This is a genomic window from Flavobacterium sp. H4147, assembly GCF_029360735.1.
Classification (GTDB): Bacteria; Bacteroidota; Bacteroidia; order Flavobacteriales; family Flavobacteriaceae; genus Flavobacterium; species Flavobacterium endoglycinae.
This window is the reverse complement of sequence record NZ_JARKNB010000001.1, coordinates 1,728,843-1,751,308: the sequence shown is the minus strand read 5'-3', so window position 1 is coordinate 1,751,308 and position 22,466 is coordinate 1,728,843. Positions and strand designations below refer to the sequence as shown.

The window sequence follows — 22,466 nt, the reverse complement described above, 5'->3', positions numbered from 1 at the left end:
TTGAAATCTTCTTAAAAAGCTGCGAAATTATTTTTTATGTACTTTTCAATCAAAAAAAGCATTTTCTTACTAAAAAAAACACATACAAATTGTTAAAACATCAAGTAAAATCCCGATAATCATCTAAATTACAAATAAAAACATGAATAAAAAAGAAAATTTCATTCAGGACATTACTACTGGTTATTCTGCTAAAGGCGCAACAATAGTACTGGGAGGGGCTATTTTAGATGGTGAAGCAGTTGCAGAAGCTCACGTGCAGATTCCTCTGAAAACATTAAACCGCCACGGACTTATTGCAGGTGCAACTGGAACGGGAAAAACCAAAACAATTCAGGTTTTTTCTGAACAGTTATCAAATTCCGGAATTCCTGTGTTAATGATGGATATTAAAGGGGATTTCAGCGGTATTGCTAAGGAAGGAAAGGAAGAAGGTTTTATTACAGAGCGACACGCTAAAATTAATGTACCTTATAATGTAGCAGCTTTCCCTGTTGAATTAATGTCATTATCCAAACAAAACGGAGTTCGTTTACGTGCGACGGTTTCTGAGTTTGGTCCTGTTTTATTTTCTCGAATTCTGGATTTAAACGATACACAGGCTGGAGTGGTTGCGGTTATCTTTAAATACTGCGACGACAAGCAAATGCCTTTATTGGATTTAAAAGATATTAAAAAGGTAATCAATTATATTACTGAAGAAGGTAAAGATGAAATCACGGCTAGTTATGGTAAAATATCAACTGCTACAACTGGAACGATTTTAAGAAAGATTATCGAATTGGAGCAGCAAGGCGGTGATTTATTTTTTGGTGAATTATCTTTTGAAACGGATGATTTAATGCGAATTGACGAAAACGGAAAAGGCTATGTAAATATTATTCGTCTAACTGATATTCAGGACAAACCTAAATTGTTCTCGACTTTCATGTTAAGCCTTTTGGCTGAAATTTATCAAAAAATGCCTGAAAAAGGAGATGCTGACCAACCTGAACTGGTAATTTTTATTGATGAAGCCCACCTTATATTTAATGAAGCCAGTAAAGCGCTTTTAGAACAAATTGAAACGATTGTAAAATTGATCCGTTCTAAAGGTGTCGGAATCTATTTTGTAACTCAAAATCCTATGGATGTTCCAAGCGGAGTTTTGGCGCAATTAGGTTTAAAAATCCAGCATGCGTTAAGAGCTTTTACAGCAAATGACCGTCAGGCAATTAAAAAAACGGCAGACAATTACCCTACTTCTCAATATTATAAAACAGATGAATTATTGACCAATTTAGGAATTGGAGAAGCATTGGTAACAGCTCTAAATGAAAAAGGTATTCCAACGCCTTTAGTAGCAACCATGATGCGTGCTCCAATGAGCCGAATGGATATTTTATCTGCTGAAGAAATTGAAGAAATAAACAACAAATCGAAACTCGTTAAGAAATACGCTGAAGAAATTGACCGCGAAAGTGCATTTGAAATTCTAAACAAAAAAATTGCAGATGCCGCAGAAGTAGCATCTCAGAAGGAAGAACAAGCACCTGCAAAATCTTCAAAATCAGAACCAAGCGCTACAGAAGTAGTTACAAAATCGGTTCTGAAAGTAGTAACAAGTGCTACTTTTATAAGAGGCGTTTTTGGGGTTCTATCCAAATTTCTAAAGAAATAAAAAAATACAATTACAATGTCAAAAATCAATATCAAATTACAATATTAAAAAATTGTAAATTGATATTGACATTGTAATTGATATCGAAATTATGCTTTTTCTAGCAATGCTAGTATTTTATTTTCAACTTCGGGAGTATTCCAAATGTTTTCGATATTTTGCATTCGAAGTACTTCTTCCATAATTCCGTTTTGATAATCACCAATTGCCAAAGCTTCGGCATACGGACGATCACTGAAGGTTACACGACTGTAAAGAGGGATCCATTTATCAGGATGTTTATCTGAAAATACCTTTTCTATTTTCTTTTGCAACAGGAATTTTTCATCGGCAGTTTTGGTACTCATTTCTACGAAATTACGGTATGAAAGCTCTGCAATAGCGTCTGCATTTGGTTTTCGAGAAATCTGATATTCGCTAAAGATTTTTTTCCAATCGTCTTGGTACTTTTCAATCATTTCGCTCAAAACTGTGATATCTTCAAAACCAGCATTCATACCTTGTCCATAAAATGGAACAATGGCGTGACAAGCATCTCCAATTAGGGCAATTTTATTTTCAAAAGTCCACGGGAAACATTTCATGGTAACCAGCGTACTTGTTGGATTTTTAAAGAAATCATTTGCCAATTCTGGAATTACTTCAATTGAGTCTGGGAAATTTTTCTCAAAGAAATTCTCCACCATTTTTCGATCTGTTAGCGATTCAAAAGAATTTTCTCCTTCAAAAGGCATAAATAAAGTACATGTAAAACTGCCATCTAAATTAGGAAGCGCAATTAACATGTATTCTCCGCGAGGCCAAATATGAAAAGAATTTTTATCGAGTTTATGCGTTCCGTCTGGATTTGCCGGAATGTTTAATTCTTTATATCCCATGTTTAGAAATTCCTGCGAATAATTAAACATGCTCTGACGCTGCATTCTGTGACGAATTCTCGAAAAAGCGCCATCGGCACCAAAAACCATATCGAATTTTCGTTCCTCCCACTCGCCTCTTTCGCTTTCACCAATATGCAAAGTAGCATCGTTTAAAGTAACGTCCCAAACTTTTTGTTCAAAGTGAAATTCGGCTCCAGCATTTTCAGCCAGATCGATCATTTTTCTATTTAAAGTTCCTCTGGAAATCGAGTAAATAGATTCGCCTTCTTGTCCGTAATTCTGAAAATTGAGTTTATCAACTAAATGAATCGCACGTTTGTCCATAGGAATTGCGATTTCACGAACGGCATCGCCTACTCCAACAGCATCAAGCGCTTTCCAACCGCGATTTGACATGGCCAGATTAATAGATCTGCCGGAAAAATTTATTTTGCGTATATCAGGGCTTCGATCATAAACATGAACGGTGTGACCTGCTTTTTTGAGATAAATTGCCAGCAGCGATCCTACAAGTCCAGAACCTACGACAGCAATTTTTAGTGAAGTTTGCATGAAGGGAAATCTAAATATAAGATCGTAAAAATAAGTAATAATTATAGATAAGTCTTAAAATAAATCAATTATTTGATGCTACAGAACAAAATAGATTCAATTTGATGTTTTATTTTTTTAGATAATTTTTTATAACAAATTGTTATTTTATCGAATTTATTTACAGAAATCAAACAATTACTTTTGCTTTCAAAATTATTAGAATATTTAAATCAGAATGTATGAATAACGAAATATTGCGATCAAAAATTATTTTAGAAAACGAAAAAGTGCTTTTAGTTCCATTTGAAAACGAAAGAAACATCGAACTCAAAGAAATTATTTTTGATGATGAAATATGGAAGTTTATGGGAATGTATATTCGAAACGATCAGGATTTCGAAAATTATATTCAAAGCACCTTAAAACAGAAAACTGATGGCATTTGTTATCCGTTTTTAATTATAGACAAAGCAACCAATAAAGTGGCCGGAAGCACTCGTTATGGCTATTTAAATCATGCAAGCAAGAAATGTGAAATTGGCTGGACTTGGTACGGAAAAGCTTTTCAGGGAACAGGATTAAACCAAGCTTGTAAATTTGAATTGCTCAATTTTGGTTTCGAACAAATTCAATTTAGAAGAATACAATTCAGTGCCGACTTTGAAAATATAAGATCCCAAAAAGCGATTAAAAAGTTAGGAGCTATAAAAGAAGGTTTTTTCAGAAATAACTATGTGGATTCTGAAGGAAAAAGCAAAACCGATATTTACTTTAGCATTATATCAGAAGAATGGGAAAAAACTAAAAGAGAGTATTTTTTGGAATTTGTTTCCAATTAAAAAGCAACCCAATTAAAAACTGGGTTGCTTTATGAATTAATTTACCTTTTATACATTGTATAAGCTTACTTCACTTCTTCAAAATCTCCTGGTTTCCAGCTTCCATCAAAAGCAGCTTTTTCTGGCCCGTATATGCGTATGTAAACAAACCAACCTTTATTTGGAATTGTTTTTATCCATTGTCCTTCTTTCCCTTCTGGTGCTTTTGGGCCAAAATATAAATCGACTGTTTTTCCTCCAATTTTATCTTTTAGCTCAAACATCGAACGAAGCGCCGCTTTATTTTGATCTGTTGCAATCTGGCTTCTTGTCTGGGCATCATAAACCGTAGCAGACCAGAAAAGTTTTGCAGGTACAGGAGTTGGAACTGTCAATTTATAAGTTTTAGAACCATCAACATATTTGCCTGTATTATCTTTTAGTCCTAGCCAATACAATGAACCAGAACCTTCTTTTCGTCTAAACATTGCTGGAGAAGCACCAATTGCTTGATAAAACCAAGTTTCACGAGCATCGATGTCAACATAATTTTGGGTATCAAAATCGCCATTTTCAGAACGAAGCCCAACCCACTCCCATTGACGGTCTTTCCAAACCACTCTATCAGGGCGACGATCAGCAAAAGATTGTACTCGCATTTGTGCATTCGCAATTTTTGCAGCTTTCTCCAGAATTCCTTTCATGCGGGCATTGGGATTAAATGGTTTTCCTTTTACAATTCCTAAAACAGCTAATTCTCCATAATAATCACGATAACCATCATAAGAAGGTTCACGGTCTATTACGTCCTTTAAAACTTCCCAATACTTAAAAGTTTTTTCATATTCTAGTGGTGTAGTATTTTGTGGTTTATTGCTTAGTTCAAGCCAAGTTGGATCTTTCCAGTCTGAAGTTTTATTAAACGGATAAACTTTTACCGTTTTTAAACGCTCTAATGCTGCTTTTACATCTCCGCCCACAGGTAACGAACGCACACCAACAGTTAGGTTATCTGATGAAGAATGCCATATATAATAGCCCGAAGCTGGCACTGTACCTTTATAACCAAATGGCAGAATAAGATGTTTACCACCTTTTCCTGCATCAGGACCAGGAATTCCCATATCGGCAACCCATCTTTGATTTACATCCATAGCCACCACAATAAGCGGTCCTGCCGGAACTTCTACGACGATAGGTCCTTTTGACAAATCAATTATCACAGGAGCATAAGGGGTATCTGAATTTAATGTGTAACCAACTTGTCCTGGTTTTGTGTCTAATGTTCCAAAAACAGTATTTGCTTTAACACCTATATCAAGATTTCCTAAACCAATTGCCGCACCAGAAACGGTCGGATAGAAAAATTTATAGGTCTGAATTGCACGATTAAGATCGGCATCATCATAAGCTTTCTGAATAGTTGCATCTGTGGGATAACCCCCAACAAATTCATAATCCTCTACAGCTGAGGAGTCTTTAGTAGTATTTTCATTATTTACAATCGTTTCTTTTTTACAAGCTGATAAAATCAGCAATAATAAAAATAGGTAAGTAATATTTTTTTTCATGGTATAAGATTTAGGATGGATAAGAGAGAAATTTTCAATCAAAATTAAATTAGGGAGATAAAATCACATCACTATTATAGCTGTATTTAGGTTTCACTTTAGAAAATGAAACCATTTTTTTAAATTTGAAATGAGAAGAAATCGAAATTCCAAAAAAATGCAGTTATACACAGAACATTATGTCAGTACAAAATCAGAAAGGTTTGTCAATAAGATCTGGTGTCTGGATAACGGCATCGGCGAAAGCCTGATCGAAAACAAATTAGTGCTGCCAAACGGCTGTTTTAATCTTGCTATTGTCAGTGGCACTGCAATCGAAGTTCATACGAGTAAAAATAAATATGAGATGAACGAAGGAATTTATTTTTGCTCGCAGATGACGAATAAAGTTCTCGTTAATATACAGCCCAAAACAAAGGTGACAATAATTCAGTTTCACGCTTGGATACTTTCGATGTTTCCTAAATACGATGCAAGCAATTTTACAGATTCAATTATCAAAATAAATCCCGTTGAAATGCCTTTTTCAATTGAATCAACTGCAAATATTCCTATTGAAAAGTTATTGAATACCATAAATCTTTATTTTGAAACATTGGCTGATTCAAACCCGAATTTGAATACCATTGAAAAAATCTGCAAAATAATCCGGCTTGAAAAGGATGAAATTTCGGTTTCGGAAATTGGAAAGCAATTGAATGCTTCACAGCGTTTACTTCAAATAAAATTTAAAGCTGCAACAGGACTGACTATTAAAAAATATATTCAAATATTAAAATTCAGAAAATCGGTCGATCAAATGGTAAATGCCGATCTGGAAAAACTAAGCCTGACTGAAATTGCTCTCTACAACAAATATTTCGATCAGTCGCATTTTATAAAGAAGTTTAAAGATGTGACCAAAACGACTCCTAAAATGTTCGATCCTGATTTGTATTTCCTTTCTAAAAAAAGATAAAATTTCGCTTTTGTACTATTTTGATTGTTTTGATTGCACTACTATTGCAAAATCATTAATCACCAATCAATCATCAAAATGAAAATTATCAATCAAATTTTTCAGTTAAAATTAGTTCTAACTGGAGTTCTACTGTTTCTTGTACAAATTGGATTCTCGCAAGAAACCCAAAATTCAGAATTGTATAAAACGATTATGTCTCGAGACAGCCTGCTGTTTACTATTGGTTTTAATAACTGCGATTTTTCTCAATTCGAAAACTTATTCAGCGATCAGCTAGAATTTTATCATGATAAAGGCGGATTATCAAATAAAGCTGAATTTCTAAAGACTTTTAAAAGCGGATTATGCGGTTCTCCGGACACTTATAGATCCAGAAGAGAATTAGTTGCAGGAAGCACCAAAATTTATCCGCTATATAATAAAGGTGTTTTATACGGTGCGATACAAGAAGGAATTCATTTGTTTTATGAAACTACTGCAGCAAAAGGCCAGCCGTTATTAAAACAAAATGAAAAATTAGTCGGCAAAGCCAAGTTTAACCATTTGTGGATTTTAGAAAATAATGTATGGAAGTTAAAACGATCCTTGAGTTACGATCACGAAGCCACAAATACAACTGAAGCGCGTTCGGGACTTTTTGACGATGATACCGAAACGGAAAAATGGCTCAAAGAAAACAATGTTCCAACTTTAGGTCTTGGCATTATTGCAGAAGGAAAACTAAAACAAGTTAAAGTATTCGGCAAATTAAAAAGAGAAGTTTCTGCTCCTTATAATACACTTTGGAATATGGCTTCGCTAACCAAACCAGTTACAGCAGTTGTGGCTTTAAAATTAGTCAGTCAGGGAAAATGGAATCTAGACGAACCACTTTATAAATACTGGATAGATCCCGATATTGCGCAAGACCCGAATCATAAATTGTTAACGACAAGAATTATTCTAAGCCATCAAACTGGTTTTCCGAACTGGAGGTATTTTAATGAATCTGGAAAACTCGATTTTAAATTTAAACCAGGAACACAATATCAATATTCGGGCGAAGGCTTAGAATATCTGCGAAAAGCACTTGAGAAAAAATTCCACAAAACATTGGACCAACTGGCTTCAGAATTGATTTTTGAACCTTTAAAAATGAACGACACACAATTAATCTGGAATGATAAAATTGATCTTTCGAGATATGCTGTTAACTATGACAACAATGGAAATGCTTACGAGCCAACCAAAAATAAAACAGCAAATGCTGCCGATGATTTAATAACCACAATTGAAGATTACAGCACTTTTTTATGCAGTGTTATGAGCAGCGAGGGCTTAAGCAAAAAAGTTTTCAATGATATGGTTACGCATCAAGTTCAAACAAAAAAGGATAAATATTTTGGTTTAGGTTTCGAAATCTATGATTTAGGAAACAACAATTATGCACTTTCACACGGTGGCGCCGATAAAGGTGTTCAGACCATTTTTTTCCTTTTACCAAAAACCAAACAAGGTCTTGTTATTTTTACGAATGTTGACGATGGCTATAAAGTTTACGAGAAAGCAGTTCAGCATTATTTAGGAGAAGATGGAAACAAAATAATTTCTATCGAAATGAATAAATAACCCGTAAATTATGGTACCGATGATAAATACTTTAGTGCTGTTTATGTTATTTTTAAGCAGACAGGCATCTGCTTACGTAAAACATGAAAATGTAAAAAACAATCTTTTACATGCTGAAATAATTGAAATGGACACTTTGCTTTTTGATGTTGCTTTTAATCAATCCGATGCCGCAGCGTTTCGAAGAATAATTAGTGAAGATGTCGAATTCTACGATGATCGTTATGGATTAAATGTTTCCAATGATAATAAAATAAAATCCTTGATTGGAAAACAGACAAGATCAATAAAAGTAACCCGAAAACTAAATTCATGCACAATTGATAAATTAGGTGACTTTGGCGCCGTACAGCTTGGCGAGCACACTTTTTATTCGAATGATATTCCGCAAGTCAAGGGAAAGTTTATACATATATGGGAACGTAAAAACAAAGACTGGAAATTAAAACGAGTTGTGAGTTATGAACACAAACCTTTTGAGCCATAATTATTATGAAATGAAGAAAAAATGAAAAAAGTTAATAGATTGTGAAACCAAATCTAAAATCAATCGTCTAACAATTTGTAAGCATTCGTTTATTCAAGTAAAAAAAATCGTACTTTCGGTTTAATATTCTGAATATCTTAATGTTAACAAGTTTCAGTCATCAATCAAAAAACGATCATTTCATTAATCTTAACCCCATAATAATCAATCATTATGAAAAAATCAATCAAACTAATTGCGCTCTGTTTCGTGCTGCAGTTTTTTACTTTTACTGTTTTTGCACAGGATAAAGCACAGAAAATCGAACAGCTTTTAAGCAAATACAACGAGTACGGACAATTTAACGGTTCGGCTCTTGTAGCAGAAAACGGAAAAGTTATTTTTAAAAAAGGTTTTGGTTCTGCCAATATGGAATGGAATATTCCAAACCAGCCTGACACTAAATTCAGATTAGGTTCTATTACCAAACAATTCACGGCACTTTTAATTGTAAAATTAGCCGAAGAAGGAAAAATAAAACTAGATGCTCCTGTGAGCACTTATTTACCGGATTATCCAAAAGAAAATGGCGATAAAATTACGATTCATCACTTACTAACGCATACATCGGGAATTCCAAATTATACCAATGCACCAAACTTCTTAAAAGAGAAAGCCAGAAATCCTTATACTCCTGCCGATTTTGTAAAAACATTTTCAAGTCTGCCACTTGATTTTAAACCAGGCGAAAAATTCAATTACAGTAATTCTGGATATTTTTTATTGGGTTATATTATTGAAAAAATCACAGGAAAAACGTATGAGCAATATTTACAAGAAACCATTTTTACGCCGTTAAAAATGATGAATTCCGGTTTCGACCACAGCGATGTGATTTTAAAAAACCGAGCTGCGGGTTATGAAAAAAATGGAAAAAAAATTGTGAATGCAGCTTATCTGGATATGAGTATTCCGTATGCCGCAGGATCTTTATATTCAACTGTAGAAGATTTGTATTTATGGGATCAGGCACTTTACACAAATAAACTGCTTTCTGAAAAATCAATGGAATCTTTATTTAAACCTTATATCAAGGCATGGGGAGATGAATCGTATGGTTACGGATGGTCTGTTGAAGACATTAACAATGGCGATAAGGGGAAGCTAAAAATTATTGAACATGGCGGTGGTATAAACGGATTCAACACGATTATTTCACGCATTCCTGCAGATAAAAATCTGGTAGTTTTATTAAACAATACAGGCGGAACTGTTTTAGGAGAAATGAATACTGCAATTCGTTCCATTTTGTACAATCAACCTTTTGACCAGCCTAAAAGATCATTAGCGCTTGAAATTTTTGATGTATTTTCAGAAAAAGGAACAGCAGCAGGTTTAGAGAGCTACAAAAAATTAAAAAACGATCCGACTTATGGTATTAAAGAAGGAGAGATCAACCAAATTGGATATCAATTGCTGCAGAATGGAAAGAAGAAAGAAGCAATCGAAGTTTTCAAAATAAACGTAGAAACTTTCCCAAAATCAGGAAATGTTTACGATAGTTTAGGGGAAGCGTATTTGGCAGACGGCGATAAAAAATTAGCCATAGCAAATTATTCAAAATCGGTTGAACTAGATCCTTCCAACCAAAGCGGTAAAAAAGTACTGGATGAACTTTTAAAAAATAAAGCGAAGTAATTTTTAGAAAACACTTAAAATTCAGCTCCGATAAAATAGATTTCACATCTGTTTTATCGGAGTTTTTTTTGTTACAACTTGTAACAGTAAAAACCACCTGATTTATTCTAAAAATAGTATTTTAGCCCTACCCAAAACAAATCAAAAACCTATGAAAAATCTAAAAAACTACAGTTTTATTGCTGTATTGTTCTGTCTTTTTGTTTCTACAAAATCTTTATCGCAAAACACGCATCCTGCAATGCCTTCACAGCAAAATAAAATTATTGTAGATAAAATTGTCGAAGCTGCACATTACAAAACGTATGTAATTGATTTTTGTGTGGCTAAAATAAATGAGGCTTCTGCCAAGGAAAAATGGAACGAACAAAAAGCAATGGAAATCACACAAAGCATTAATTACAAGAATTTCAGAGACGCGATTTATAACAGCTTTGTTGTATTTGACGAAGTAGAATTGGAAACGCTGTTAAAAGCCTACGAAAAAGATCCGGCTTATCAAACCAATAATGTTATGACAAATAATAAAGTGCTTATTAATAACTTGAATATTTTCGCAAATGATATTGTAAAGGGGAAATATGTTTCTAAGTAAAGGTGCTGAGATGCTAAGGTTCTAAGGTTTTAGATTGAAACCTTTGAACCTTTTTATTTTATGACTTTGAACAAAAATTATTTCTTCGGTTTAAAAACCAATTTTGTAGAAGTTTTAATGATTTCGTCTTTATTCAATTTCATTTTTCTGAATTTGCCGGCGTTGTACATTTCCGCTTGGTCGTGATAATGTTTGCTGAATGGATTTCCAGATTGTCCCGTTGGTAAAATGCTCCAACTGTTTTCGATATCTGAGAAATCAACAATTCTTCTCGTCGATGGTCCGCCTTTTACATAATATTTTCCTTCATTCGTTAAACCGAAAAAAAGATTATTAATCACTTCATTTGATCCCGGAGATTCAAAAGGGCCAACATTAAATAAACCACGAAGCGCGGCCACTTTTCCTAGCGGATGTTCGTGTTCTACGGTATGAACAGTTCCCCATTTCCAATCAGTAATTGTGGTGCCTAATTGTTCCTGAAGTGCTTTAACCGTTTCATGAAATGATTTTGTAACAATCTCTTTTCTGGTTTCTTTTGCATTTTTTGTTTTGATATTATCCCACCAAACTGAATTTTCATTTTTAATCTGACGAGCAATAACTTGTTTCCCAAGAGAAATTCCTAAAAACAAATTGAAATTATCTTCGCCCATTTCATCTTCAAATGTATTTTTCAGATATAAGTAAATCCATTTATTATAAATCGTTGGTGCAACATCTTCTAAATTAGACGTTCCTTTCCATGATTTTAAAACTGAAACAGCTTCTTTTTCTTTTGCAGAAATAGCATTCAAATCAATATTCGAAATCAAATCTTTTACAACCCCAACTGCAACATCCGAAGTATTATCGTAAATCATTTTACTGATCGCTTCTTTATCCCAATCTGATTTAGCATCCATCAAACCAGAAATTCTCTTGGCGCGGTCTTCAGGCAGATAATATCCCGGATACAAATATCCATTATCAATCGCTTCCGGCTGATTATTGGCAGAATATACATAACCCCATTTCGGATTTTCAGCTGATGGATTTTTTTCAAAATCTAAATATTCGGCAATGTCTTCTTTTCCGCTTGCACCGTCTAAAATCAAATGCGAATTCACGCCTTTATTATGTTTGTATAATTTTCCGCTTGCCCACCAGCCCACATTTCCTTTCGCATCGCCGTACATTACATTCAATCCCGGCGCAGCAATTAAAGCAACTGCTTTTTTAAAATCTTCTTTATTTTGAGCATGCGAAAGTCCGTAAGCCGCATCGAGAATTTGAATTGGCTCTCGAGTATACGTCCACGACATCGCAATCGGATTTTTCCTGTCCAAACGTTCCAAAAGATCGTTCATCACTGGACCGTGCCGGGTTGTTTTTATAGTCAGAACAACATCCGAAGTATCTTTAACTTTTATTGTCTTTTTACTAATTTGATATTTTGCAAAACCTTCCGGAGTTTGATATTGGCTTGCATCTCCTGCTTTATTTTTCTCTTGATAAAAATCAATATCATCATTTTCAAACATTGTCAATCCATATGCATAATCACGATTGTGTGCCAATAATGGAAACGGAGTTCCCGCCAGATAACAACCATACAACTCATGTTTTGGTGTAATTAAATGTGCTTCGTACCAAGTTCCCGGCTGCGAAAACCCAATATGCGGATCATTAGCAAAAATTACTTTCCCGCTTTTCGTTTTTTGAGGACCTGCCACCCAGCTGTTACTTCCCACAAATGGAGGAATTGGCGATTGGTCTAACAAAGCCGCGACTGATTTTGAAATTGCTGCATAATCTTCTGCATTTTCTTTTGAGATTTTAATTCGTGTGGTATTAAATTCGCCTTCAATTCCAAGATCTTTTAAATAAGCATCTCCGTATTTATTTTTGATGTCCGTCAATAAAGGATCTGTTTTTTGAGCCATAGCAAAACTGAAAGACATATACCCAAAAATATTATAAACGTCTTTTATCGTAAATTTTTCTTTTTTTACTCCAACCAAAGTAAATTCTATCGGTGTAACTCCTTCTTCTAAATACTGATTAATTCCGTCTAAATACGCTTGCGTTAATTGATAGCTCGGACTATTTTTATCTAATTGGGCAATGGCTTTCGCCGAAGCTTCTTCAATACCAATTCCAGCAAAAAATTTATCATTTTTAAGGGCTACAGACCCGAAGATTTCAGACAAACGTCCCGGTGCAATTCTGCGAAGTAATTCCATCTGCCACAATCTTTCCTGCGCATGCACATAACCCAAAGCTGTCATCGCATCTTTTTCAGAATTGGCATAAATATGAGGAACACCAAAATCATCAAAATAAACGGTGGTTTCTGCCTGAAGGTTTTTCAGTTGTAGTTCTCCTTCGTATTTAGGTTTTAAATGAAAAATGTAACCACATAAACCAATTCCAACAATAACAATAAGGATCACTAAAACAAGAAGGATTTTTTTAAGCTTTTTCATATTACGCAGCAAGTATAAATAATGAAGTTTTTAAAATGATATAAAGAAATCGCAGAATAATGTAAAAATCATTCTTTTTTAAAAGTCTAAATTTATGTATTTAAAATTAATACTATAAATGTCAATCTATAAAAAAATAGCAATCGGAGTAATTTCTCTTTTTATTTTAGTGATTTTAGCAAATGTTGGCTTGAATTACTGGATCAAAAAACAGCTTCCGATTATTATTCACGAAAAAAACAAAACGGCATATAATATTAATTACGAAAAAATTGAAGTTTCTCTCTTATCCAGAAACATCTACGCCCAGACTTTATTGGTTAATCCGAAAAACGAACCGAAAGACAGCAAAAATGGGCTTTTTACCAAAATAGAATCCATTACCATCAAACATTTTAATATTTGGGATCTGGCTTTTCGCGATATTATTCAGGCCGAAAGCATCATCATTAATAGACCTCGAGTTATTTTATATAAAAAAGGGGAAAAACTGATCAATAACAGCAAAAGCATCAAAAATGAAATTGTGGAACCTTTTCGCAAAATCGTGGGCGTTTCGAATATTTATCTGAATGACGGAACAGTTGATGTGGTTTCACTTGATACTCAAAAACCCATTTTCAGTGTCAAAAAAATCATTTTAAAACTGGAAGGTATTTTAATTACCGATGCTACTTTAAAAGAAAAAATTCCAATTCAATATAAAACGTATGCTTTAGTCATTGACAGCTTGTTTTACAGGCCAAGTGCTTTTTATCATATTAATATTGGAAAAATCAGCACCGAGAAAAATTTCTTAAAAATCAATAGTTTTTCAAATCTTCCTCAATTTACCAGACCAGAATTTGTAAAGCGTTTAGAAAAAGAAAAGGATATTTATTCCCTTAAATTTGATTCGGCACAAGTAGCCAAAATGGATTGGGGTTTTAAAAATGACCGCTTTTATTTCAAAGCAAACTCATTAGTCATCAATCATTTTGATGCCAATATTTATCGTGGAAAAATGCCAAAAGATGATTTAAGCAAAAAATATTTGTACAATCATTTATTACGAAACCTGAAATTTCCGCTTCAGATTGATACTTTACAGGTTTTAAAATCGAAATTGGTATATGAAGAAGAAGTTGATTTTTCGAAAGGCCCTGGAGTTTTAACTTTTGATAAATTCAATTTGCAAGCCACGAATCTTCGAAGTGGTTTTGGATTGAAAAAAACAAACGATGTAAAAATCAAAGTCAAATGTATTTTCATGAAAGAATCTCCTCTTGATGTTGACTGGAATTTTAATGTTCTCGACAAAAAAGACAGTTTTCATATTCAAGGTGTGATTTCGAATTTTAATGTTAATGCGATGACACGATTCAGTAAACCATATATGAACGCTACTTTTACAGGAACTTTCCATAAATACCGATTTAATTTTTATGGAAATGATGATGTTTCAAAAGGAAATGCTTCTCTGGATTATGACGATCTTAAAGTCAAATTATACAAAAAGAAAAATCCTGAAAAAGAAGCAAAACTCAAAAGTGCTGTTGTCAATTTATTTGTAAAAGACGATTCAAAAGACAAAATCAAAACAGCCGATGTAGAATTGGAACGCATTCAGGAAAAATCATTCTACAACTTTTTATGGCGTAATATCGCCGAATCTTTGAAGAAGATTTTGATTTGATTTTTTTTCCACTACCACCCGAGCGGTAGCGAAATGGCGAAGCAATTCACGAATTTTACTTTTAGAATTTATGTAATTTGAATTAAAAAATCACAAAGATTTGAGCTAATTCGTGAATTCGTGGCTAAAAAAAATTATACTCAACCCTTTACGAACCTGACAATTATCAGGTTTTGCACAAAAATATTTTTTTTCATTTGTCTTTATTTTAATCTGAAAAACAAATGACAAAAACACCCTTACACACTTTTCATATCCCTGTAATGGGGCTTGCTTATACCATTGACAGCCCGATAAGAGTGGCACAATACGGTATTTCGTCTGTTGTTGCTCTTGCAGATGACGATTTAATTGAGAAGATGCGTAATTTCTACAGCACTAAATTCAATTTTCCATACGAAGAAATCACTCAGAAATTTCATGATTATCGTGCCGAAAGAATTACCTCGTATTTAAATTTAGTTGATAAAATCGTTAAAGAAAAATTCGAAAGCTTTAAAGCAGAATTAGCAGAAAGCAAAACAGCTGTTGAAAATTTTATGGCGATGTTACCGAATACTTCTGACATTAAAAAAGGGTTTCAAAATTTGCTCGATGACGGAATTGCTTTTAAAGAGAACATTCAGCAGTATATAGAATCGCATCTTTTTCCGGGAGAAATTGACGTAAATATCATGACAAAATTGGATAAAGATAATTTTGTCAAAAACGAACCGCTTCCTATCGAATTTAACGATGCTCATGCTGCTTTACGAGGTTTTGCCAATAGCACTTTAGAATCTTCCGTTGTCCTTTCTGCCGGAATGAATCCGAGATTGTTTGGCTACTTTGAAAATTTCAAAGATTTTTTTCCAAACGAAAATAACGAGCTTAAAAAGAAAATAATTTTAAAAGTCAGCGATTTTAGATCGGCGATGATTCAGGGAAATTTCTTAGCCAAAAAAGGACTTTGGGTTTCAGAATACCGAATTGAATCGGGATTGAACTGCGGCGGCCACGCTTTTGCCACCGACGGACTGTTATTAGGCGCTATTTTAGAGGAATTCAAGCAGAAAAAAGAACAATTAGTACAATCCGCTCACGAATTAATGATTAAAGCTTTAGAGGCAAAAAATCAGCATTTCCCAGAAAACCCTCTTGAATTGAAAATTACCGTTCAAGGCGGTGTTGGAACGGCAGAGGAACATGAGTTTTTATTAGATGAATATAAAGTAGATTCTGTAGGCTGGGGTTCTCCATTTTTATTAGTTCCCGAAGCGACTTCTGTAGACCAAGAAACCCGTAATTTATTAATGAATGCCAAAGAAGATGATTTTTACTTAAGCAACATTTCGCCATTAGGAGTTCCGTTTAACACTTTACGAGGTACAAGTAATGAATTCTTAAAACAAAAGCGCATTCAGGAAAATAAAGCCGGAAGTTCTTGTCCGAAAAAATTCTTAGCATTAAGCAAAGAATACGATCCACACGGAATTTGTACGGCATCTAAAAAATATCAGGATATAAAACTGGAAGAATTAGAATCTAAAAAAGGCACTTTATCTCCAGAAGAATTTGAAAAGGGCAAAATCAAAATCACTGAGAAATCGTGTTTGTGTGTTGGTCTAGCAAATGCTTCTTATCTTGAAAACGATATAACCATAAAAGGTCAGGCGCAGGGAGTTGTGATTTGTCCGGGACCAAATCTCGCGTATTTTGATCAGGAAGTTTCTTTGAAAGAAATGCTGGCACATATTTATCAAGGAAAATCGGTTTTAAGAACCAATGACCGTCCAAACTTATTTGTAAAAGAATTGAAAATGTATGTGGATTATTTCCGAAATGAAATTGAAAACATTTCTGGAGAAATCACATCCAATCAAATTAAAAAATGGAATTCTTTTAAAGCGAATATTTTAGAAGGAATTGAATATTATCAAAATCTATTTTCATCCACTTTTTATTTTAAGAATGATGAAGAAAAAATCAAAACGCAATTTAATTTTTATAAATCAGAATTAAACGCAATTCAGATTCCAAGACTCGAAGTAGCCTAAAAGCAAAATGCCGATTTAGATTTTCTAAATCGGCATTTTTTTATTTATTTCTAGAATTAAAAATTTATTCTTTCTTTTTCTTGCTGTCAATAATAGCACCTGTTCCGGCACCTACTCCAGCTCCGGCTAATCCACCTATGATGGCTCCTTCGCCTTTTTTCTTACTGACAATTGCTCCAGTTGCAGCACCCACTCCGGCACCAATTACAGCACCTTTAGCCGTTGAACTCCATCCTTTCTTTTTTGTCGTAGTTGTAGTTGCAGCAGTTGTTCCATTTGCCTGCTGATGTACAACAACTACTTTTTCTTTTTGAGATTCAACTTGCTGTTGCTCTTTTATCTTAGCCATTTCAGTCTTCATTGAATCGATTATACGCTGTTTATTAATCTCAACTTTCATTGAATCAATACTGGCTTGTTTGGCTTTACTTATATTCTCTTTACTTTGATTTTGACAAGAAGTTAAGAGTATCGCTGCTAATAAAATATATAAGCCTTTCATGATCATCATATTTTAAATTATACACTACAAAATACGACATATCTGGCATATAGGTTGTTACAGAATTTTTTAGAAAATTTATAAAATTAAAATCTCATTTGTTTTTTTTGCTCCTAAAGTTATCTGGAAGTAAATACAAAGCTTTTAAATTTTGAATTGCCTACAGCTTTAGCTGGAGATTATTGAAATATAATAGAAAGGGTTTAGCCAAAACTATCATTTGGGCTAAAGCCTTTTTGAGCCAATTTTAAATCCTCCAGCTAAAGCTGCAGGCAATTCAATTAAAAGAGCCTTTGGCTCAATCTATATTGTAGGGCTGGATTTCAATCCGGTTGTTTTATAACGTTTACAATATTAAAGATCCATAGGATCGAAACATATTTTTATGCATCGTTCCCACGGAACTCAATGTATGATGTCAATTTTTTATTCAACGGATTAAAATCCGTTGCTACAATATTGAGACATTCCTAACGGAATTTTTTTTTTAAACTTTGCGATTCTGCGAGAGGTAATATCTATTTCCCTAAAATTCCTTTTTTCAGGATTTGTCCAAAATCGTACATATCTTCATAAGAACAATACAAAGGAACTGGTGCCAGACGAATTACATTTGGTTCTCTCCAATCTGTAATTACGCCGTTTTTCATCAAATAGTCAAATAATGCTCTTCCTTCTCCGTGTAAAAAGACGGATAATTGCGAAGCTCTTTCTGCTGGATTTGAAGGTGTAATTATTTCGAAATTTCCTTTTACTTCTTTATCAATTTCATGAAGAATAAATTCGAGATAAGACGTAATATGATCTCGTTTTGTAATTAATGCATCCATTCCAACTTCAGCAAACATTTCAACTGAAGCTAAATAAGGTGCTAAAGAAAGCACTGGAAGATTGCTAATCTGCCATCCGTCCGCTCCGTGAACCGGATCGAAATTTGGTTCCATTTTAAAACGACGTTCTTTATTATGTCCCCACCATCCTGCAAATCTTGGCAAGTCAGAATTGTGATGTTTTTCGTGAACGAAACAACCCGAAGCATTTCCTGGTCCAGAATTCATGTATTTGTAACTGCACCAAGCGGCGAAATCAACATTCCAATCGTGAAGTTCTAACTTGATGTTTCCAGCAGCGTGTGCTAAATCCCACCCTACTTTTGCTCCTGCTCTTTGTCCGGCTGCCGTTATGGTTTTGATGTCAAAAACTTGTCCGGTATAATAGTTTACACCGCCGATTAAAACCAAAGCCAGTTCATCGCCCACTTCTTCGATTTTTGCTAAAACATCTTCCAGGCGAATATTGTGTTCTCCTTCTCTACGTTTGATTTCTACAATGGCATCTTCAGGTTTATACCCGTGAAAATTCACCTGACTTTGAAACATATATTGATCTGATGGAAAAGCTTTTTCTTCGCAGATAATTTTATAACGTGTTTTAGTTGGCTGATAAAAAGAAACCATCAACAAGTGAAGATTCACCGTCAACGTATTCATAACAGTAACTTCTGATGGAAGTGCTCCCACAATTTTACTCAATGGTTCTGCAAATCTTTCTTGATAATCCCACCAAGGCTTTTCAGCATAAAAATGACCTTCAACTGCCAGTTCAGCCCAGTCATTCATTACTTCGTCTATGTATGCTTTGGTACGTTTTGGCTGTAAGCCTAAAGAATTTCCTGTGAAGTAAATTACTCGTTTGTCGTTTACTTTCGGAAAAATGAACTGGTCTTGATAATGATTTAATGGATCTTTCGAATCTAGCTCTCGTGCAAATTCGCGTGTATTTTGAAAAGTCATTGTTTTTTGTTTTGATTGCTAAAATAACAAATTTTGTTTGTTTTGTTTGAAGCTTCAGGTTTCAAGTTTCAAGTCGAAATTCTTTGCGTGATTTACCGCAAAGTTCGCTAAGATTTGTTATTAAGGTTAACGTTTACAAACGCTAAGTTCGCAAAGCTTTGTCTTAAAAACATTTTTTCAAGCTCTATATAAAACATAACCCAAGGTTTCAACCTTGGGGACGTATCGTATCCCAATCTTTGTGTACCCAAGGTTAAAACCTTGGGCTATGTTCTGAATAAATTTCGAAATGATTATATAAAAAGCCAGCCACAGATTAAAAAGATTAAAAAGGTTTTTAAATCTGTATAATCTATCACTAAATGAAATCTTCGAAATTTGCAGTAAATTTCACAACTAATGTAAAACTTGAAACTTAAAACCCTTTAAAAACAGAAAACCCGACAGTTCTTAAAAACTATCGGGTTCTTATATTGAAAATTAATTCCGATTAAAGAATTAACATCGCATCTCCGTAAGAATAGAATTTGTATCCTTCTTTGATTGCTTCTTCGTATGCTCTTTTCATTAAATCATGTCCACAGAAAGCAGAAATCATCATTAATAATGTTGATTTTGGTGTGTGAAAGTTTGTAATCATACAGTTTGCAATACTGAAATCGTGAGGAGGGAAAATAAATTTATTTGTCCATCCTTCATAAGGATTTAAAGTATTAGCAGAAGAAACAGAACTTTCAATTGCACGCATAGAAGTTGTTCCAACTGCGCAAATACGTTTTTTCTTTGCTTTTCCTTCGTTTACAATATCACAAGCTTTTTGAGTAATGATTAATTCCTCAGAATCCATTTTGTGTTTCGATAAATCTTCTACCTCAACTGGGTTGAAAGTTCCTAAACCAACGTGTAAAGTTACCTCAGCAAAGTTCACTCCTTTGATTTCTAATTTTTTCAAAAGGTGTTTTGAGAAGTGTAAACCGGCAGTTGGTGCTGCTACAGCTCCTTCTTCTTTTGCATAGATCGTTTGGTATCTTTCAGCATCTTCAGGAGTAACATCTCTGTTGATGTATTTGGGAATTGGAGTTTCTCCAAGTTCTGTTAATTTGTTTCTGAATTCTTCGTATGATCCATCGTATAAGAAACGTAATGTTCTACCACGAGAAGTTGTATTGTCGATTACCTCAGCAACTAACGAATCGTCGTCACCAAAATAAAGTTTGTTACCAATACGGATTTTTCTAGCCGGATCTACTAAAACGTCCCAAAGTCTTTGCTCAGAATTTAATTCTCTTAATAAGAAAACTTCAATTCTAGCTCCAGTTTTTTCTTTGTTTCCGTACAAACGTGCAGGGAAAACTTTTGTATTATTAAGAATTAAAACGTCTCCGTCATCAAAATAGTTGATAACGTCTTTAAACATTTTATGTTCGATAGTTTGAGTTTTACGGTCAATTACCATTAAACGAGATTCATCTCTATTTTCTGCTGGAAATTCAGCCAAAAGTTCTTTTGGTAAATTGAAATTGAAGTGTGATAATTTCATATTTGAATTATTGATTTTAGAGTGTAGATTTTAGATTTATGTACCTAAAATTTTAAATCGGATGCAAATATACGATTGTGAGACAGGCGTTGTCAAGTGTTTTGGCGTTTATTTTCAAAAGTCCTTGATTTACCAAGCTTTCAGATTGATTTAAAAATAAATTCTTTAAGTCAATTTTAACTTTTTTTGTGTTATTTCAACTAAAGGGAAAAATTACACTAGGAACTCTACAAAATATATTGCCAATCTTTGTCGAGCTTCTTACGTGGTCTTCGACTTCGCTCAGACTGACAAACTTTACGATTATACTAAACGGATATCCATAAAAAAAACCTCTGGTTGAAACCAGAGGCTATCATTTTTTCGTCACGAATTCACGAATTATTATTTTAAAATTAAATTCGTGAATTCGTGGCTATCTTATTTTACAATTCTGAGATTTGGAAATTCAAAGCTTTTAAATCGTTCCAGAAATCTGGATATGATTTCGAAACTACTCCAGCATCTTCAATGATAATTGGCACTTTAATTGCTAATGGTGCAAATGCCATTGCCATACGGTGGTCATTGTAGGTTCCAATTTTTACATCGTGGTTTATTTTCTCAGATTTCACTAAAGTCAAGCTGTCGTTAGTAACAGAAATATTTGCTCCTAATTTTGTCAGCTCGGTTTTTAAAGCTTCGAGTCGGTCTGTTTCTTTAATTTTTAAAGTATGAAGGCCTGTTAAATTACATCCAATTCCTAAACCTAAACAAGTTACAACGATTGTCTGTGCAATATCTGGTGTATTGTTCAAATCGAAATTTACATCTTGATAATTGAATCCTGCCACTTTTTCCAAAGTCATTTTATTGTTTTGGAAAGTCGTTTTCACACCCATTTTTGCATAGAGAGAAACTAACTCAGAATCTCCTTGAAGACTATTTTCTTTATAACTGCTCAACGTGATTTTTGAAGCATCAGACAAAGCTACGAGACTAAAGAAATATGAAGCCGAACTCCAATCAGATTCAACCACCATTTCTTTTGATGCAACTGCTTCTTTGGGATACACTTTGATGATGTTTCCTTCAAAACTGGTTTGAATATCCAAATCATTAAGCAAAGCCAAAGTCATTTTGATATACGGAATGGAAGTAATTTCTCCTTCTAAAGTCAGTTCTAAACCATTTTCTAATTTAGAAGCGACTAATAAAAGTGCCGAAATATATTGACTGCTTACATTGGCTGCCAAGGTTACTTTAGAAGCAGTAACTTTTTTCCCTTTGATTCTAATTGGCGGATAACCTTCTTCTTTTTCATACGAGATCTCAACTCCAAGTTGTCTTAAAGTATCGACCAAAATTTTAATAGGACGCTCTTGCATTCTGCTTGAACCTGTCATTACCACTTCTCTTCCTTCGTTTACAGCAAAATAAGCTGTTAAAAAACGCATTGCAGTTCCTGCGTGATGAATATCTACAATTTCGTCGTTTCCAATTAATGCTTTCTGCATTACTTCGCTGTCATCTGAGTTTGAAGTATTGGCTAAAGTAATATTTGGAAATAATGCTTTTAGTAATAATAAACGGTTCGTTTCGCTTTTCGAACCTGTGATATTTAGTTGCGAATCATCAATTGTGAATGGTGAATTCGTCGTTAATTTTAAATTCATTTTTT

General features: G+C 33.9%; 16 protein-coding genes. 9 read left to right on the top strand and 7 right to left on the bottom strand.

Annotated elements, in window-relative coordinates; translation table 11 throughout:
* Nucleotides 1–142: 142 nt before the first annotated feature.
* Nucleotides 143–1,660 carry a helicase HerA-like domain-containing protein gene (locus tag P2W75_RS07660; RefSeq protein ID WP_276379874.1) on the top strand — a complete coding sequence of 506 codons (1,518 nt, stop codon included), beginning with the start codon at nucleotides 143–145 and terminating at the stop codon, nucleotides 1,658–1,660.
* 89 nt (nucleotides 1,661–1,749) lie between these two features.
* Here P2W75_RS07660 and P2W75_RS07655 read toward each other — a convergent pair whose 3' ends face one another.
* Nucleotides 1,750–3,093 carry an NAD(P)/FAD-dependent oxidoreductase gene (locus P2W75_RS07655; RefSeq protein WP_207294576.1) on the bottom strand — a complete coding sequence of 448 codons (1,344 nt, stop codon included), beginning with the start codon at nucleotides 3,091–3,093 and terminating at the stop codon, nucleotides 1,750–1,752.
* A 221-nt stretch (nucleotides 3,094–3,314) separates the two neighbouring features.
* Here P2W75_RS07655 and P2W75_RS07650 point away from each other — a divergent pair, with 221 nt between their 5' ends.
* Entirely contained in the window at nucleotides 3,315–3,914 is a 600-nt protein-coding gene (locus tag P2W75_RS07650; protein ID WP_276379873.1) for a GNAT family N-acetyltransferase, read from the top strand.
* A 65-nt stretch (nucleotides 3,915–3,979) separates the two neighbouring features.
* On the opposite strand, the gene P2W75_RS07645 is transcribed toward P2W75_RS07650, so the two are convergent.
* Nucleotides 3,980–5,464: a DUF1254 domain-containing protein gene (locus tag P2W75_RS07645; protein ID WP_276379872.1), complete on the bottom strand. Its 1,485-nt coding sequence runs from the start codon at nucleotides 5,462–5,464 to the stop codon at nucleotides 3,980–3,982.
* Between the two features lie 157 nt (nucleotides 5,465–5,621).
* On the opposite strand from P2W75_RS07645, the gene P2W75_RS07640 reads away from it, so the two are divergent.
* The 5 genes from P2W75_RS07640 to P2W75_RS07620 all read left to right on the top strand — a co-directional run bounded on the left by P2W75_RS07640 (nucleotide 5,622) and on the right by P2W75_RS07620 (nucleotide 10,792).
* A complete protein-coding gene (locus P2W75_RS07640) occupies nucleotides 5,622–6,422 on the top strand; it encodes an AraC family transcriptional regulator (protein ID WP_276379871.1) in 801 nt (266 codons plus the stop codon).
* Between the two features lie 78 nt (nucleotides 6,423–6,500).
* Complete coding sequence (locus P2W75_RS07635; RefSeq protein ID WP_276379870.1) at nucleotides 6,501–8,033, top strand: class A beta-lactamase-related serine hydrolase; 1,533 nt, start codon at nucleotides 6,501–6,503, stop codon at nucleotides 8,031–8,033.
* Between the two features lie 19 nt (nucleotides 8,034–8,052).
* On the top strand, nucleotides 8,053–8,520 hold the full coding sequence (locus P2W75_RS07630) for a nuclear transport factor 2 family protein (protein WP_276379869.1): 468 nt from the start codon (nucleotides 8,053–8,055) through the stop codon (nucleotides 8,518–8,520).
* Between the two features lie 213 nt (nucleotides 8,521–8,733).
* A complete protein-coding gene (locus P2W75_RS07625; RefSeq protein WP_276379868.1) occupies nucleotides 8,734–10,197 on the top strand; it encodes a serine hydrolase domain-containing protein in 1,464 nt (487 codons plus the stop codon).
* A 151-nt stretch (nucleotides 10,198–10,348) separates the two neighbouring features.
* On the top strand, nucleotides 10,349–10,792 hold the full coding sequence (locus P2W75_RS07620; protein ID WP_207294570.1) for a hypothetical protein: 444 nt from the start codon (nucleotides 10,349–10,351) through the stop codon (nucleotides 10,790–10,792).
* Between the two features lie 77 nt (nucleotides 10,793–10,869).
* Here P2W75_RS07620 and P2W75_RS07615 read toward each other — a convergent pair whose 3' ends face one another.
* Nucleotides 10,870–13,260, bottom strand: a complete 2,391-nt coding sequence (locus P2W75_RS07615; protein WP_276379867.1) for a penicillin acylase family protein — start codon at nucleotides 13,258–13,260, stop codon at nucleotides 10,870–10,872.
* A gap of 118 nt (nucleotides 13,261–13,378) precedes the next feature.
* Between P2W75_RS07615 and P2W75_RS07610 the strand changes: the two genes are divergently transcribed.
* Nucleotides 13,379–14,935 (top strand): hypothetical protein, encoded by a 1,557-nt coding sequence (locus P2W75_RS07610; protein WP_276379866.1) that lies wholly within the window; start codon nucleotides 13,379–13,381, stop codon nucleotides 14,933–14,935.
* A 224-nt stretch (nucleotides 14,936–15,159) separates the two neighbouring features.
* The gene (locus P2W75_RS07605) at nucleotides 15,160–16,971 is read left to right on the top strand and encodes a hypothetical protein (protein ID WP_276379865.1); all 1,812 of its coding nucleotides are present in this window, start codon (nucleotides 15,160–15,162) and stop codon (nucleotides 16,969–16,971) included.
* A gap of 64 nt (nucleotides 16,972–17,035) precedes the next feature.
* On the opposite strand, the gene P2W75_RS07600 is transcribed toward P2W75_RS07605, so the two are convergent.
* The 4 genes from P2W75_RS07600 to aroA all read right to left on the bottom strand — a co-directional run bounded on the left by P2W75_RS07600 (nucleotide 17,036) and on the right by aroA (nucleotide 22,461).
* Nucleotides 17,036–17,473, bottom strand: coding sequence for a YMGG-like glycine zipper-containing protein (locus P2W75_RS07600; protein WP_207294566.1), 438 nt, complete (start codon nucleotides 17,471–17,473; stop codon nucleotides 17,036–17,038).
* A gap of 518 nt (nucleotides 17,474–17,991) precedes the next feature.
* Nucleotides 17,992–19,266 carry a kynureninase gene (gene kynU / locus P2W75_RS07595; protein WP_276379864.1) on the bottom strand — a complete coding sequence of 425 codons (1,275 nt, stop codon included), beginning with the start codon at nucleotides 19,264–19,266 and terminating at the stop codon, nucleotides 17,992–17,994.
* 490 nt (nucleotides 19,267–19,756) lie between these two features.
* Nucleotides 19,757–20,806: a tRNA preQ1(34) S-adenosylmethionine ribosyltransferase-isomerase QueA gene (queA, locus tag P2W75_RS07590; RefSeq protein ID WP_207294564.1), complete on the bottom strand. Its 1,050-nt coding sequence runs from the start codon at nucleotides 20,804–20,806 to the stop codon at nucleotides 19,757–19,759.
* Between the two features lie 425 nt (nucleotides 20,807–21,231).
* Nucleotides 21,232–22,461 (bottom strand): 3-phosphoshikimate 1-carboxyvinyltransferase, encoded by a 1,230-nt coding sequence (gene aroA, locus P2W75_RS07585; protein WP_276379863.1) that lies wholly within the window; start codon nucleotides 22,459–22,461, stop codon nucleotides 21,232–21,234.
* Between the last annotated feature and the right edge of the window lie 5 nt (nucleotides 22,462–22,466).